The organism is Roseovarius sp. MS2 (assembly GCF_051447875.1).
Classification (GTDB): Bacteria; Pseudomonadota; Alphaproteobacteria; order Rhodobacterales; family Rhodobacteraceae; genus Roseovarius; species Roseovarius mucosus_A.
In genome coordinates this window covers 13,306-24,705 of the sequence record NZ_JBKHVF010000004.1, presented here as the reverse complement: position 1 = coordinate 24,705, position 11,400 = coordinate 13,306, and the positions used below count along the sequence as shown (strand labels likewise).

At 63.7% G+C, this 11,400-nt stretch carries 23 protein-coding genes; 3 read left to right on the top strand and 20 right to left on the bottom strand.

Annotated features, from left to right (window positions below):
- Positions 1-135: 135 nt before the first annotated feature.
- Genes ACLGGT_RS21480 through ACLGGT_RS21465 form a run of 4 tightly spaced genes read right to left on the bottom strand, consistent with a single transcriptional unit; the run spans position 136 to position 1,641 of the window.
- Positions 136-381, bottom strand: coding sequence for a hypothetical protein (locus tag ACLGGT_RS21480; protein WP_437195520.1), 246 nt, complete (start codon positions 379-381; stop codon positions 136-138).
- On the bottom strand, positions 378-830 hold the full coding sequence (locus tag ACLGGT_RS21475; RefSeq protein ID WP_437194769.1) for a gp16 family protein: 453 nt from the start codon (positions 828-830) through the stop codon (positions 378-380). The genes ACLGGT_RS21480 and ACLGGT_RS21475 overlap by 4 nt, the downstream gene beginning before the upstream one ends.
- Before the next feature lie 33 nt (positions 831-863).
- Positions 864-1,043, bottom strand: a complete 180-nt coding sequence (locus ACLGGT_RS21470; RefSeq protein ID WP_437196615.1) for a hypothetical protein — start codon at positions 1,041-1,043, stop codon at positions 864-866.
- A complete protein-coding gene (locus ACLGGT_RS21465; RefSeq protein ID WP_437196613.1) occupies positions 1,036-1,641 on the bottom strand; it encodes an ORF6N domain-containing protein in 606 nt (201 codons plus the stop codon). The genes ACLGGT_RS21470 and ACLGGT_RS21465 overlap by 8 nt, the downstream gene beginning before the upstream one ends.
- 294 nt (positions 1,642-1,935) lie before the next feature.
- Between ACLGGT_RS21465 and ACLGGT_RS21460 the strand changes: the two genes are divergently transcribed.
- A complete protein-coding gene (locus ACLGGT_RS21460) occupies positions 1,936-2,235 on the top strand; it encodes a hypothetical protein (protein WP_437194771.1) in 300 nt (99 codons plus the stop codon).
- 22 nt (positions 2,236-2,257) lie between these two features.
- Here ACLGGT_RS21460 and ACLGGT_RS21455 read toward each other — a convergent pair whose 3' ends face one another.
- Genes ACLGGT_RS21455 through ACLGGT_RS21380 form a run of 16 tightly spaced genes read right to left on the bottom strand, consistent with a single transcriptional unit; the run spans position 2,258 to position 9,792 of the window.
- Positions 2,258-2,908 carry a DUF3164 family protein gene (locus tag ACLGGT_RS21455; protein ID WP_437194772.1) on the bottom strand — a complete coding sequence of 217 codons (651 nt, stop codon included), beginning with the start codon at positions 2,906-2,908 and terminating at the stop codon, positions 2,258-2,260.
- A gap of 1 nt (position 2,909) precedes the next feature.
- Positions 2,910-3,080, bottom strand: a complete 171-nt coding sequence (locus ACLGGT_RS21450; protein WP_437197621.1) for a hypothetical protein — start codon at positions 3,078-3,080, stop codon at positions 2,910-2,912.
- A 2-nt stretch (positions 3,081-3,082) separates the two neighbouring features.
- Positions 3,083-3,283: a hypothetical protein gene (locus tag ACLGGT_RS21445; RefSeq protein WP_437194774.1), complete on the bottom strand. Its 201-nt coding sequence runs from the start codon at positions 3,281-3,283 to the stop codon at positions 3,083-3,085.
- Complete coding sequence (locus ACLGGT_RS21440) at positions 3,280-3,630, bottom strand: hypothetical protein (protein WP_437194775.1); 351 nt, start codon at positions 3,628-3,630, stop codon at positions 3,280-3,282. The genes ACLGGT_RS21445 and ACLGGT_RS21440 overlap by 4 nt, the downstream gene beginning before the upstream one ends.
- A complete protein-coding gene (locus tag ACLGGT_RS21435) occupies positions 3,617-3,991 on the bottom strand; it encodes a hypothetical protein (protein ID WP_437194776.1) in 375 nt (124 codons plus the stop codon). The genes ACLGGT_RS21440 and ACLGGT_RS21435 overlap by 14 nt, the downstream gene beginning before the upstream one ends.
- On the bottom strand, positions 3,988-4,188 hold the full coding sequence (locus tag ACLGGT_RS21430; RefSeq protein ID WP_437194777.1) for a hypothetical protein: 201 nt from the start codon (positions 4,186-4,188) through the stop codon (positions 3,988-3,990). The genes ACLGGT_RS21435 and ACLGGT_RS21430 overlap by 4 nt, the downstream gene beginning before the upstream one ends.
- Complete coding sequence (locus ACLGGT_RS21425) at positions 4,185-4,733, bottom strand: hypothetical protein (protein WP_437194778.1); 549 nt, start codon at positions 4,731-4,733, stop codon at positions 4,185-4,187. The genes ACLGGT_RS21430 and ACLGGT_RS21425 overlap by 4 nt, the downstream gene beginning before the upstream one ends.
- The gene (locus tag ACLGGT_RS21420; RefSeq protein ID WP_437194779.1) at positions 4,730-5,533 is read right to left on the bottom strand and encodes an AAA family ATPase; all 804 of its coding nucleotides are present in this window, start codon (positions 5,531-5,533) and stop codon (positions 4,730-4,732) included. The genes ACLGGT_RS21425 and ACLGGT_RS21420 overlap by 4 nt, the downstream gene beginning before the upstream one ends.
- Before the next feature lie 18 nt (positions 5,534-5,551).
- Entirely contained in the window at positions 5,552-7,678 is a 2,127-nt protein-coding gene (locus ACLGGT_RS21415) for a transposase domain-containing protein (RefSeq protein ID WP_437197620.1), read from the bottom strand.
- Positions 7,675-8,514, bottom strand: a complete 840-nt coding sequence (locus ACLGGT_RS21410; protein WP_437194781.1) for a ParB N-terminal domain-containing protein — start codon at positions 8,512-8,514, stop codon at positions 7,675-7,677. The genes ACLGGT_RS21415 and ACLGGT_RS21410 overlap by 4 nt, the downstream gene beginning before the upstream one ends.
- Complete coding sequence (locus tag ACLGGT_RS21405; protein WP_037268626.1) at positions 8,511-8,735, bottom strand: helix-turn-helix domain-containing protein; 225 nt, start codon at positions 8,733-8,735, stop codon at positions 8,511-8,513. Before ACLGGT_RS21405 ends, ACLGGT_RS21410 begins: the two co-directional genes overlap by 4 nt.
- The gene (locus tag ACLGGT_RS21400; RefSeq protein ID WP_437194782.1) at positions 8,735-8,995 is read right to left on the bottom strand and encodes a hypothetical protein; all 261 of its coding nucleotides are present in this window, start codon (positions 8,993-8,995) and stop codon (positions 8,735-8,737) included. The genes ACLGGT_RS21405 and ACLGGT_RS21400 overlap by 1 nt, the downstream gene beginning before the upstream one ends.
- A gap of 5 nt (positions 8,996-9,000) precedes the next feature.
- Positions 9,001-9,189: a hypothetical protein gene (locus ACLGGT_RS21395; protein ID WP_437194783.1), complete on the bottom strand. Its 189-nt coding sequence runs from the start codon at positions 9,187-9,189 to the stop codon at positions 9,001-9,003.
- Positions 9,186-9,398 carry a hypothetical protein gene (locus ACLGGT_RS21390; RefSeq protein ID WP_437194784.1) on the bottom strand — a complete coding sequence of 71 codons (213 nt, stop codon included), beginning with the start codon at positions 9,396-9,398 and terminating at the stop codon, positions 9,186-9,188. The genes ACLGGT_RS21395 and ACLGGT_RS21390 overlap by 4 nt, the downstream gene beginning before the upstream one ends.
- Positions 9,398-9,550 carry a hypothetical protein gene (locus tag ACLGGT_RS21385; RefSeq protein WP_437194785.1) on the bottom strand — a complete coding sequence of 51 codons (153 nt, stop codon included), beginning with the start codon at positions 9,548-9,550 and terminating at the stop codon, positions 9,398-9,400. Before ACLGGT_RS21385 ends, ACLGGT_RS21390 begins: the two co-directional genes overlap by 1 nt.
- Positions 9,547-9,792 (bottom strand): hypothetical protein, encoded by a 246-nt coding sequence (locus ACLGGT_RS21380; RefSeq protein WP_437194786.1) that lies wholly within the window; start codon positions 9,790-9,792, stop codon positions 9,547-9,549. Before ACLGGT_RS21380 ends, ACLGGT_RS21385 begins: the two co-directional genes overlap by 4 nt.
- A gap of 85 nt (positions 9,793-9,877) precedes the next feature.
- Between ACLGGT_RS21380 and ACLGGT_RS21375 the strand changes: the two genes are divergently transcribed.
- Positions 9,878-10,546, top strand: a complete 669-nt coding sequence (locus tag ACLGGT_RS21375; RefSeq protein ID WP_437194787.1) for a S24 family peptidase — start codon at positions 9,878-9,880, stop codon at positions 10,544-10,546.
- A gap of 30 nt (positions 10,547-10,576) precedes the next feature.
- Entirely contained in the window at positions 10,577-10,927 is a 351-nt protein-coding gene (locus ACLGGT_RS21370; RefSeq protein ID WP_437194788.1) for a hypothetical protein, read from the top strand.
- Positions 10,928-11,400: the final 473 nt, after the last annotated feature.

Here is an 11,400-nt window from a genome sequence, read left to right as displayed (position 1 = left end):
CACGGCTGCGGCGCGGGTTGCGCCCGAGGTAAAGCTCGGCACCGCCAAACTCGAGGAGGAACTCGACCGCGTCTGCCTCGCCGAGGGCCTCGACGTAGGGGCGGATCTGGACCGGGGTAAAAACCTCGCCCTCTGTCATGGTTGGGTCTTCTTGCGTCGCCGCCCCGGGGGCTGCGTATGACGCCGGGTGACGGTCACAACGCATCCGCCCTCGATCCTGTAGACGAATCCGCCGCTGATCACGCCGCAGGCTCCGGCCTCGAGACCCTCCTCCACCACGCGCCCGATCTCGCGGCGCACCGCGTCGATATCCACGCCCTTGACCCGCTCGAGATAGCGGATCACGGCATGGTCAGAGGCGGGGTGGCGCGGCTTTTTCACCGGCGGTGATCCTCCCAATCGAAGTCGATGTTCTGGCGCTGGCCCCAAGATTTGAGCGCCTGAATGACGTCGTCGATCTGCTGCCACTCGCGCAGCATGTCGACGTCGGCCGGGACCGATCCCCAGACGCCTCCGAACCGGGCGCGAATGAACTTGTTGAGCCCGGCGCGGGAGGGATCGCGCAGCGCGCCCGACTGGCCGAGCTTGCGCCAAAGCACATGGATCATGCGCAGATCGGCGCGCGGTGCAGGCTTGTGGCGCGGATTGCGGGGTTTGTCCTCGAACCCGGCCTGCTTCAGCCGGTTGACGATCAGCTTCAACTCGCCGTCGTTCATGTCGCGCAACGACGTCTTGCCGGTGACGCTGACCTGCAAGTCGCGGCGCGCGTCCTCGTCGAGGCCCAGCTGGCGGCAGGCGGCGAAGATCAGCTGTTGCAGCGCGCGGTTCATGCGGCGGCCCCCCGTGAGAGGGGCCGCGCGGGGTCACTGGCGCGGTTGGAAGTCTTGCAGCGCCTCGCTTGCAGGTTCCAGCCGGTCATAGATGAGGCGCAGCAGGTATTCCAAGCCGCGCCGGTCAACCGGCTCGTCGGCCATGGTGAGCAGGCTGACCACGCCCCAGAGGGCCGTGGTGACCTCGTGCACCTCGTCGCGGGGATCAGGCATTGTCGAACAGCCCCGGCTGCATGCCCGTGGGCAGATGCGGGATGAGACCCTGCGCCAGCATCTCGCGCGCCGCCTGCTCCAATTTGAACCGGCTGTAATTCGTGTCCCGCCAGAGCTGGTCGAAGCTCAGACCGGCGTCGACGTAGACCTTTATCCGATTGTAAATCGGCTTCTTCTGAAAGACGTCGCTGCGCAACTTGAGCAACATGCGCTTTGCGTCCGAAATCGCCTGCTCTTCCATCGCGACAATGGCGCGGACGATCTGCACCGAAACTGCATCCGCGACCGGCGTTTTCAAAACCCCAGACAGTGCCAACGCCCCGGCCTTCGTGAAGCCGATCAGAACACCACGGTTCACGCGGCTTGGTCCGCCAAAATGACGGACCAAAACCTGCACTTCGCCCTCGCGAAGCTCGAACCAGAAATCGTCGGGAAACCGGTTGGGGTTGCGCCTGAATTGCCGAACAACATTGTCCGGGGTCGTTTGATAGAAACCCGCCATATGGTGCGACGTCCAGAACTGCGGGCGTCCCGGCAAGAGCAAGGCCTTGTCCTGAATGTCCAGAATGGTCGGTATTCGGCTGTCGTGGGAAGTCATTTTTGATCGTTCCTTCGGTTACGGGGGCACACAGCCCCCGGGTGTTAGCTCGACTGCCGAAGGACAGCCTCCCCACGTCTTTAGGCGTGAGCCCTGGACATGCACGCGGGGCACCCGGAGAAGGATCGTCTCATGTGATGAGACGCCGTGTCGGGGCGTAACCGCCTTCGGTATCGAGGCCCGGGCGAGAGCTACTTCGCTTTCGGACGAGATCAGAATGCAGCGGTTCGCTGAAATTGTCAAATTGTATGGCGGCGACACCGCGTGTAGGCTCGCCGAAACGGAGGAGTTCAAATGATCAGAGCATTCACAATCCTGCTGATAGCCGTGGCGGCACCTGTCAAAGCTGACATAACCGACAGCGCCGCCTCCAAGTATCTCGACGCAAGCTGCGTAGCATTTCTGACGTTCTTGCGCGATCCGGGCCTGCTGAAAGGTGACGCAGTTCTGTTCTACGCTGGCCTGAAGCGGGGCATCGAGTTTAAAGACCGGAGCCAACCGCCTCTTGTCGAGAGATACGCGCGCAGTTGCACTAGCAATCCCACCGCCAATGTCGGGACCGTTTTGAACTGGGCCGTGCAGCAGGCCGAGTGACGCGGCGGAACTACCCATCCCCTCAGACCTTCGCCAGATCGAGAACCACCGTCTGCCACGGGGCCTCTGTGTTTGGCCGGTGCTTGACGCGGACGTAAGTCGCCTTGCCCACCACGCGCATGGCGTCGCGGATGGCGTCCATTGCCCGGTTCCACCGCGCGTCGGCGATGTCGAGCCGCAGGAGCATGAAGATCTCGGCGCGGTTGATTTGACCTTCCTTGTCGGTGTTGAAGGCGCGCGTCACGATGGCCTGAATTTCCGGGCGGCTGTCGGCGGACCATTCATTGAGGCACTCGTCGATCAGGCCCTTGGCGATCTGCAACTCGGGGCCGAAGTCCACCCGGTCCTGCACTTGGACCTGCACCTGAAAGAGCCCGTCATAGGTGGTCAGCGTCTTGTTGCCCTTGGCCCCGCCGACGCTGGTCCCATACTCCTGCGCGAGGATGGCCCCGAAATCCGAGATGTCGTCGAAAGTGTGTTCCTTGAACCGGCGGAGCTGGTCGCTGAGCGCCAGCGCATACCCAGCGATCTTGCGCACCTGTTCGTCTTGCAACTGGTCCTGCGGACGGACGAGATCAAGCGGCACTTCGCGGCCCTTGGCGTCGACCATTTTGCGGCGGCCGTTCTCCTCGATGATGCCTGACGGCACCGGATGGGGGGTGAATTCAGACATTTTACTCTCCTGTTGAAGGGGGTGTTTCGAATTGCTCGCGCTCGAAGGCATAGGCCTGCGCGACGGCCATCCGCAGCGTGTCTCGAAGGCTGCAACGCGGCATCACGTCCAAAGACCGATGCAGCATCCATGATCCGAGTTTGAACCGGGCAAGGAGGTAGAAATCCAGCACCGCTACTCTCCTGTTGAAGGGGGTGTTGAAAGGAGGCTTGGACCCACGCCATGGAGCGCGCAGACGGCGGCCATGGCGGCGATCTCGTCCATCGAGCAAAGCGTGCTACCGCGCGGGCCAAGGAGATCCACCTTGGCCACGCCCGAGGCCGCAAGGCGCAGCATCTCGTCGGGACTCCAGCGGGCGATTTCGGGGGCGTTCATACTTCGGTCTCCTTGTCATCGAGAATGGCGTCGATCAAACCGTCGCGGATCACGACGTCGAGGATGCGGACGGCGAGCGCCTTGGTTTCCATCCCGCGCGCGATGGCATGCGGCTCGAGGGCGGCGCGGACCTCAGCGTTGAGCCGGGTCAACTGTGCGCCCTGAGGCCCGCAAGGCTTCCCAAGCCGAACCGGCGGGAACGAGATCCCGTGACGGCGCAGGTAGTGCAGCACGGAGTGGACGCGCTGCGTCGTGACCCCGAGGCGGCGCGCGATCTCTGAGGCGGGCACCGCCTGCGCCGCAAGCTCCCTCACCGGCGCATCGAGGCTGTCGTCATGCCGCGTCATCGTCGGCCCCCTTGTGGATGGGGCACCGATTGCAGGCGCGGTACATGGTGACGGTCTGCGAGTTCACATTCTCGAAGTTTGCCGCCTTGCCGCGCCACTTGCGGCAGACCTGTTTGCCGATCTCGCCCAAGGCGGGGCAGTCGACCACCGCGCGCATGAAATGCCCCCGCACAAGGTCCTCGACGATGCTGGTGTCGGCGGGGTAGCGGTTGCGCAGGATGTTCGACACAAGCGTTGCGCTGCGTTCCAACTTGAGCGCGACCTTGTTTTGGCTGGTCTCGTCGCAGGCCCGCGCCAAGGCGGCCACCCAATCCGGCATGGCCTCGCCCCAGAATTCCCGGGCGGTGTCACGCGCGCTCACGCGGCACCCCCGATCAGGTATCCAAGCACAAGGTAGACGACGGACATGAGTTGCAGTGCGACGCCGATGAAGGTCTTGATTTGCCAAGGGTCTCCGCGCTCGTATCGGCGCGCGCCCTCCTGCAAGAACTTTCCGGAGGCAAAGATCATCATTACGGTCGCAAGCCACCCCAAAAATGGGAGGGATACAGAGATCATACCGCACCGCCTTTCGCGGGGGCAAAGGCCCCGGTGTTGGGATCGAGAACCCCCGCGAGGCGGACGGCTTTCGGCGGGAAAGGCCCGCTGTCCTCGATCAACTGATAGATCGCCTCACGGCGTCCAATGATCGCCGTTTGCCTCACTTTCAGATGGCCGGACCCCAGCAGCTGACGGCAGTAGGCGCGGGCCTTCTCGACGGAGACCTCGACCCCGCCTGCGTTGGCATGCGCGGCCAAATCCGTCGGGCCGAACTGGACCAACCGCCGCATCGCGCGCCACATATTGCCCTCGGGGGTCGGGACGCCGTCTTGCACCTCGGGCGCGGCCAAACTCGCCGCGTTCAACTCGACGCTCCGGAATATCTTGCGGTGCATGTCCTTGCGGATGCATTTCACGAGGCCCGCGCGCTCCCAGCGGCGCACGAACTTCTGCGCGGTGTCGTCATGCACCCCAAGAGCCGCGATATCGGTCCAGTGGAATTCCTGCATGCCTTTGACACGGTCCCAAGTGTGGCGTTCCATTGTGCTGCGGAAAGGCTTCATTCGCGCGTCTCCTTCGCGATCTTCGCCAGAGGTACGACCGTGTCCTCCCGCTTCTCAGGCCGGGCCACCGGGCGGAAATCGTCGACCCGACGCACCGCCGGAGGCTGGCCGGTGTCAAAAACGCGGTTACCCCAAAGCTCGAGGTCGGCCAGACGCCGCCCCCGGCCCATGGCCAGTTCCTTGGCGCGCGCCAGATTGGTGGATACCCGGCGGATCGAGCCACCCGAGGCGGCCACGATGGCACCAAGCAGGTCGGGGGCCACGTCGACGCCAGCCGCGTAGATCGGGGCGAGTTTCTCCGCGTCCGTGAGGTTGCAGGCGAGCGCCGGTTCCCACGCGAGTTGGCGGTTGTGGATGTTCTCCCAACGGGTCAGATCCTGCGGCAGCTTTTCCTCGCCGACCAGAATGACCGGGGCCTGACTGCTCTCGTAGATATCGCGCGCCAACTCGACCATCCGCTTGCGCAGGAGGTATTGCGCGTCGTCGATGATCAGAGGGCGGTCGCTGCGGGCAAGCTGTGCGCCAATGGCGTCGACCATGGCGGCCACCCCGCGTTGGGGCGGCAGGCCGATTTCGCGCAGGATTGCTTGCGCCAGATAGGTCGGCGTCCAGCAGTCTTTGACCTGGACAACATGGGCCTGATACTCATTGGCCGCGACGGTCACGGCGGTGGTCTTGCCCCAGCCGGAGGGGCCATAGAACGTGGCCATCCCGGGCAGGCCAAAGGCGCGGGTCTGCACACGTTCGACAAGGCCAATCAGGGCCGCGACGTTTCGCAGGGGCGCAATGGAAGGTGTCATACTGCTCTCCTTTTCTTGTTACTCTTGGGCACCGAAATGGCGCGCCATGCGCAGCTGGGCGCGGAAGTCAGAACTCTGCTGGTAGTCGGCCAGCCAGTCGGCTTGTGCCTGCGTCAGCGCCTCACCCTCATCTCGCGCGCGCTCTAGGGCACAGGCGCGGGCGAACACGGCGGCAGGGTCTTCGTCGACCGGGTCGACGGGCCGGGCGCGATGCTCTTCGAGCCGCATAACCCGGGCCTCAATCTCGGCCAGATGCTCGATTTCCTCGGCGCTTTGGGCGCGCCGTTGCCGCTTGGGCGCGGCCTTATGTGGCGTGGCGAGTTGATGCACCTGCGCCTCAGGCAGCGGTTCGTCTGCCGCCAAACCTGACGCCGCGCGCACCCGGGCCGCGACCTCTGCCGCAGACAGTTCGCGCGCCGCTTTGGCTTCGGCCTTTTGTGCCTTGGCCCACGCCCCACGCTTGCGCGCATGGTCGCGTGCGGCCTCGACGTCGAAGAACTTCGCCGCCTCGGTACAGGCGGCGTGGCCAAGATAGTGGCCCGCCAGATTGTAGACTTCCAGCCCCGCCGTGAGATCATCCGCGTCGAACCGCGCAACCACCTTTTCGCCCGCGATCCGGTACATCCACCCGGACCAGTATTCCGTGTCGTAGAGCTTCAGAGCGCCATTGCCGGTCTTGGCCCGCACGCCTTCGGCCCGCAGGAGCCAGAGGCGCAGCTGCTCGTCGGTCGCGCGTTTGATTGTCGCCTTGGCGTAGCCCTCGTTGAACACCTCGTTGAACGACCGTCCCATGGCCACTTCGCTGCGCCGCCCCGGGCGGGCGTTGTGATGTGCGAGTTCTTCCTCGAGGACGAGACGGAACTCGTCGAGCGGGATGGCGCGGGTGCCGTAATCCTCCGGTTTGGCCTCCGGCTTGTTGCCGGTATAGGCCCCATCAAAGGCGGGATGCTTGGCCACCCGGTCGCAGAGATCACGGAATGCGCGCTCGATAGGTTTGGATTGCCCCGAATAGGGCGTGGCCCAATGGATATCGACGCCCAAAAGGGGCAGAAGGCCGGGGATATCCTCATCGGTGATCTTGAAGCGAAACCGTGTGGGCGTGCCTCCTGTCATCGCCTTGGCGGCGAATTCCCGGCCATTGTCGATGAGAACCGATTGCGGGATGCCATAGGTCCGGATCAGATCGCCGGTGACCAATTGCACCGTATGGCTATTTGCCGTCGGCGATAGCCGCCACGCCAAAAGCTTGCCGGAATAGACGTCCGACCAGACCATCATCTGCGGTCGCACGGGCTTGTCGTAGCCCGGCCAACTCACAAAGACGTCGAACTTGTGATAATCGCCCTGCACACATTCCAGCGGGACCATGAAAGCCTTGCTGCGCACCTGCGCGGGATAGAGACGGCGGAGCGCTTCCTCGCCTTTGCGCAGGTAGATTTCTGTTGGGGCCGAGACGCTGGCCTTGAGCCAACGGCGCACCTGATGCAGGGGCGGCACGGTGCTGTTGCGGCGCTCGGAGGTCCAGACACGCACGGCGCGGTCATAGCAACTGGTGAGTGAGGGCTGCGACAGGCGCAGCCAATCGCTGCGCACCAGCGCCAGAAAGTCGGGGGCGATATCGCCCCGCTGGGTGGGAGCACGCCGTACCGCGCGCCCGTCGATCAGGTAAGCCAGACGGTCAGCGCGCGCGACGCCCTCGACCAGCCCGAGATAATTCCAGAGAGATTTCTCCGACCGCCCCAGCTTGCGCGCCACCTCGCGCACAGCGGCCGAGCGGGTCAGCCCGGCTCCTTCCAGCAGTTCGACTTCGGCAATTGCCCCAAGCCGCGCCCCGGCCTCGGCGCGCGCCTTGTCGCCCGCCGCCGCATAGCGCTCCCATGCCGCGCCTGTGCCCGGCTTATCCGCCGGGGCCGCGACAAGACCGGCGCTAAGCCGCATCCGGGCGCGCAGTGGCAAGATGCTCCAGTGATACTCGAACCCGCCGCCCCGCCCTTTGCGACGCCGCGCCTTCCCCGGATGCCGCGCCCATGCCTCGCGCTCGGCCATCAGCTGCACGGCGCGCACGGTTTCCGGCAGGTCGGGCAGCCCGGCCTCGGCCAACTCTGCGGCATTCCACCACTCTTGCGCGGGGGCTGGCCCAGTCATGCTGCGCCCCCTTGCTCAAGCTCGCTGAACAGCGCCGCAACCTCCGCGCCGCGCTCCTCTAGGAAAGCCATGCGCGCGCCCTTGCCCGCCCGGTCCCATGCGTCCAAGAGGCGCGCGAGGGTAGCGTCTTTGGGGCTGGCAGCGGCGGGGGCCTCACCGCGCGCAGCGCGATAGGCTTTGCGGGCGGCTTTGGCGCTCTTTACCGTGCCAGCCGACAGCGCCCCAACCACGTCGTAGCGCTCAACCGTCTCCTCGATCTTGCCGATCTCGATCAGATCAGAGAGCGCGATGGGCTTGGGCGCGCGGCGCAACAGCTGGTAATCCCGGGGGTCGAGCTTTGACCCGGCGGCCATGATCTTGTAGACTTGACGCGGGGTGATACCACGCTTTTCGGCGATGCTCAGTGCCAGTGAACTAAAGTTCAGTTCGAACCAACGCGCCGCCGCCCCGGCCATCCCCTGTTTCATTTCCGGGTGTAGCTTCTGGACCGCCTCACGCCGCCGCGCGAGGAAATAGGCCTCGTCGAGCGTGCTCATATCGGCCCCGGCAAGGTTGCCGTCGATCTCGAACATTGCCGCCTCGGCGTCCGAGCAGCGCACCACGTCGCAGGGGATCGTTTCGGCCCCAAGTTCGCGCATCGCGGTCAGCCGGTGCGCGCCGTCGAGCACATAGTCGCCGTCCTTCTTGCGACGCACCGTGATCCGGCCCACAAACCCATTCTCGCGGATCGCTTCGACCAATGTAGCAACGCCGCTTGGCGAAACCTCGCGCAGGCGGCCTTCGATCCCGATTTCAGACACGGGCAATTCGGTTATTGTGGTGAGACGTTCAATCATTCTGGGGCCTTCGTCATTGTGTACCGGCAGATCAGCCGGTCAGCTTTGCGTTCGCGGGTGCAGAGGATTTCTGCGCCGTTGGCGCGCAGCTCGGAAATGCAGCTATTCACCGCCACCACATGCGCCCGCCGCACGATCTCGCGCGTGGTATGCGGGCGGCCATCCTTCAGGACGGCAAGCACCCGTTGCAGGCGGGGCGAGGTGAGCGGCGCGTGATGCATCAGCCCACCATCTGGGCGTCAAGCCCGGCGCAATTGGCGCGGCAGTCGCCGCACATGCGATGCCCCGGTCCCGTCGACCAGAACTCAGTGCCGCAGGTCAGGCAGGGGCGGTTGCGGGCATGCTTGGCCTTGGCCGCCTCGTCTTCCATGCGGTCTTGGGCGCGCAGGGCGACATCGCGGTTGCTGAATGCGCCGGAGACGCGATCCTTGCCACGGAAAACGGCATAGCCGTGGCCCCATTTTTTAACATGCAGGCACATCCCGTTCACCCACCAAAACTGGCGACGCCAAAGAGCACGGCGAACAGCGCCAGCGCCCCCACCACATCGCCGATGACAGAAAAAACGCCCCGGCCGGAGCAAGCAGACTGGGCACGGCCGGAGCGCAGGAACCGCGCGCCATACAGGCAAGCACGCGCGCGGAGACGAAACTTATGGGCAAGGCGGCGGATCATCGGGCACGCTCCCGAACAAACGCTTCCCTGCGGATCGACAGGTGATGGTCCTCGGCCAAGCGGCTCAGGCGCATCAGCGGCAACGCGCAACACGGCTCGTCGATATCGCGCACCAATTGCAGCGCCAGCGCCACGCGCTGCACCTGCGGTATGGCCGCAATCTCGGCCTGCAACTGGCCCGCATCGGGAATGAGATCGGAAAGCCGCATCACATTAAATCCTGTGTTGAAGGGGGTGTTTCAGGGGCGGCACCTTGGCGCAGCACCGCGACAGACAGGCCCGTGGCAACCACGGCCCAGAAGACCAGGGCAAAGGCAAAGGCCAGAACGAAGCCGGTTCCGGACATGGGGCGCGGGCTCATGCGGCGTCCTCCTGTTTGCTGGATGGGCGGGGGATGTCGCGGGGCCATTCGAGGTCCCGGTCCCAGTTTTCATCGAACCATGCGAGCAGCGCCGCCGCGCGCTTGACCGTGCACCCGCTACCGGCCGCAAGACTTCCGAAGAACTTGCCGTCATTCGCGGCGTAGGTTGAGACCGTCGATAGGGAGAGCCCCCTGTGCGACGCGAGGGCCCTCGCCAGCGCTAGTAACTGAAGTTCATTCATGCTCGCCTCCGTAACGTTACCGATTAAACTAGTGGTAACTTTACCGATATGCAAGCGGGTATTTTTTCGGTAAAGTCACCGAATCATGAACACCCTCGAACAATCATTTGCCGACATCGTTCGGCAGCGGCTAGAAGAGCTTGATAAACGGGCATTTACCGTAGAGCAGGAGCGTGGCTTGCCACGCGACGCGATCAGGAATGTTCTCCGAAGTGAGAAGCAAGACGGCCCAACTTTAAACCGTGCTCGCGAGATAGCCGAAGCCCTCGACCTCGATTTCTATATCGGCCCAAAACGCGAGACCGGCACGGTGTACACCACTCAGATCGACCACGAAGACTTCGCCGCGATCCCGCGCGTGGACGCGCGGCTAGCGGCAGGGGCTGGGGCAATGAACGGCGACGTGAGCTTGCAAGGCGCGCTGGCCTTTCGCCTGGACTGGCTCCGCGAGCGGGGCATCGCACCTGCGCAGGCCTGCCTATTGACGGTCGCGGGCGACAGCATGTCAACCACCCTGCACGACGGCGACTTGGTCATGATCGACGAGCGCCGCACCTCGGTACGCAACCGCCACGTCTACGCGTTCGTCGACGTCGACGGCAGCGCCCGCGTCAAGCGCGTGGAACACGTGCCCGGCCAGCTGGTCATCTTGACCTCCGATAACCCCGCACACCCCACTGAAACGCGGCACGGCGACGACATGAACCGCCTCCGTATACTGGGCGAGATTGTCTGGTCGGCGCATGAATGGTAAGGCAAAGACAACATTACTTAGGAGCTCAAAATGGCTGCTTTAAGGTACGCTGCATACGCATGTTTCGCGGCGTCATTTCTCTGCATTGTTGCGTTTTTTGTCAGCGAAGAAGTCTTCTTCATTGTACCTGCAGTATCCGTCTCTATTGTCGGGGTGCTGTTTCTGGCCTTTGACCGAGCCTTATCCATACTTGTCGATATCCGCGACGCGCTCATCGCGCCAAGTTCACTAAACCCGGCGCTGGATGAAATCCCAAGCTCGGTCTCCGGAAGCCTAGAGCATGCAGGAGGGTTAGAGCCTAATACGGCGGCGAATATTTCGGCTGACCTCGCCGATTTGTCGCGGCGTCTAGACGCGGCGCGTGGGCGCGGCCAAGCGTGAAATCACTTCGCAGTTAGCGCTTCGGATTAGGGTATGGTGAAAACACCATACCCTTTGTTTTTAAAGCGATATTCTCTTTCTGCGAAGTCAAAACCGAACTGCGCGCGCTACTTCGCAGTTCCGGACCCTTCGAGAGCCTCGATGTCGCCCTCTAAACGCCCCTGAAAGAGCCGTTTAAACCCTGTTTTAATGGGGTTTGGGCGCTTTTGAGCGCGTCCGTCGCCCGCCTTCCTCGTCGGCCCCGTTTTCGCTCTTTTGGGCGAATTTGCCCGTTTACTGCAAACTTCGCGCGCCCCGCCCTTGCCCGCCCAGCCCGCCCGCAAAACCCCTTATTTCATTGGCCTATCCGGCAAAGTCCGGCGTCAGTTTGGTTCTTCCGGCATCACTGTAAACTAAGGTGTAACCCTACAGCGAGTGTAGCGTGACGGCGAAGTTTGCAGTGAATTACACTGAAGTTTACAGCAACGCGTTTT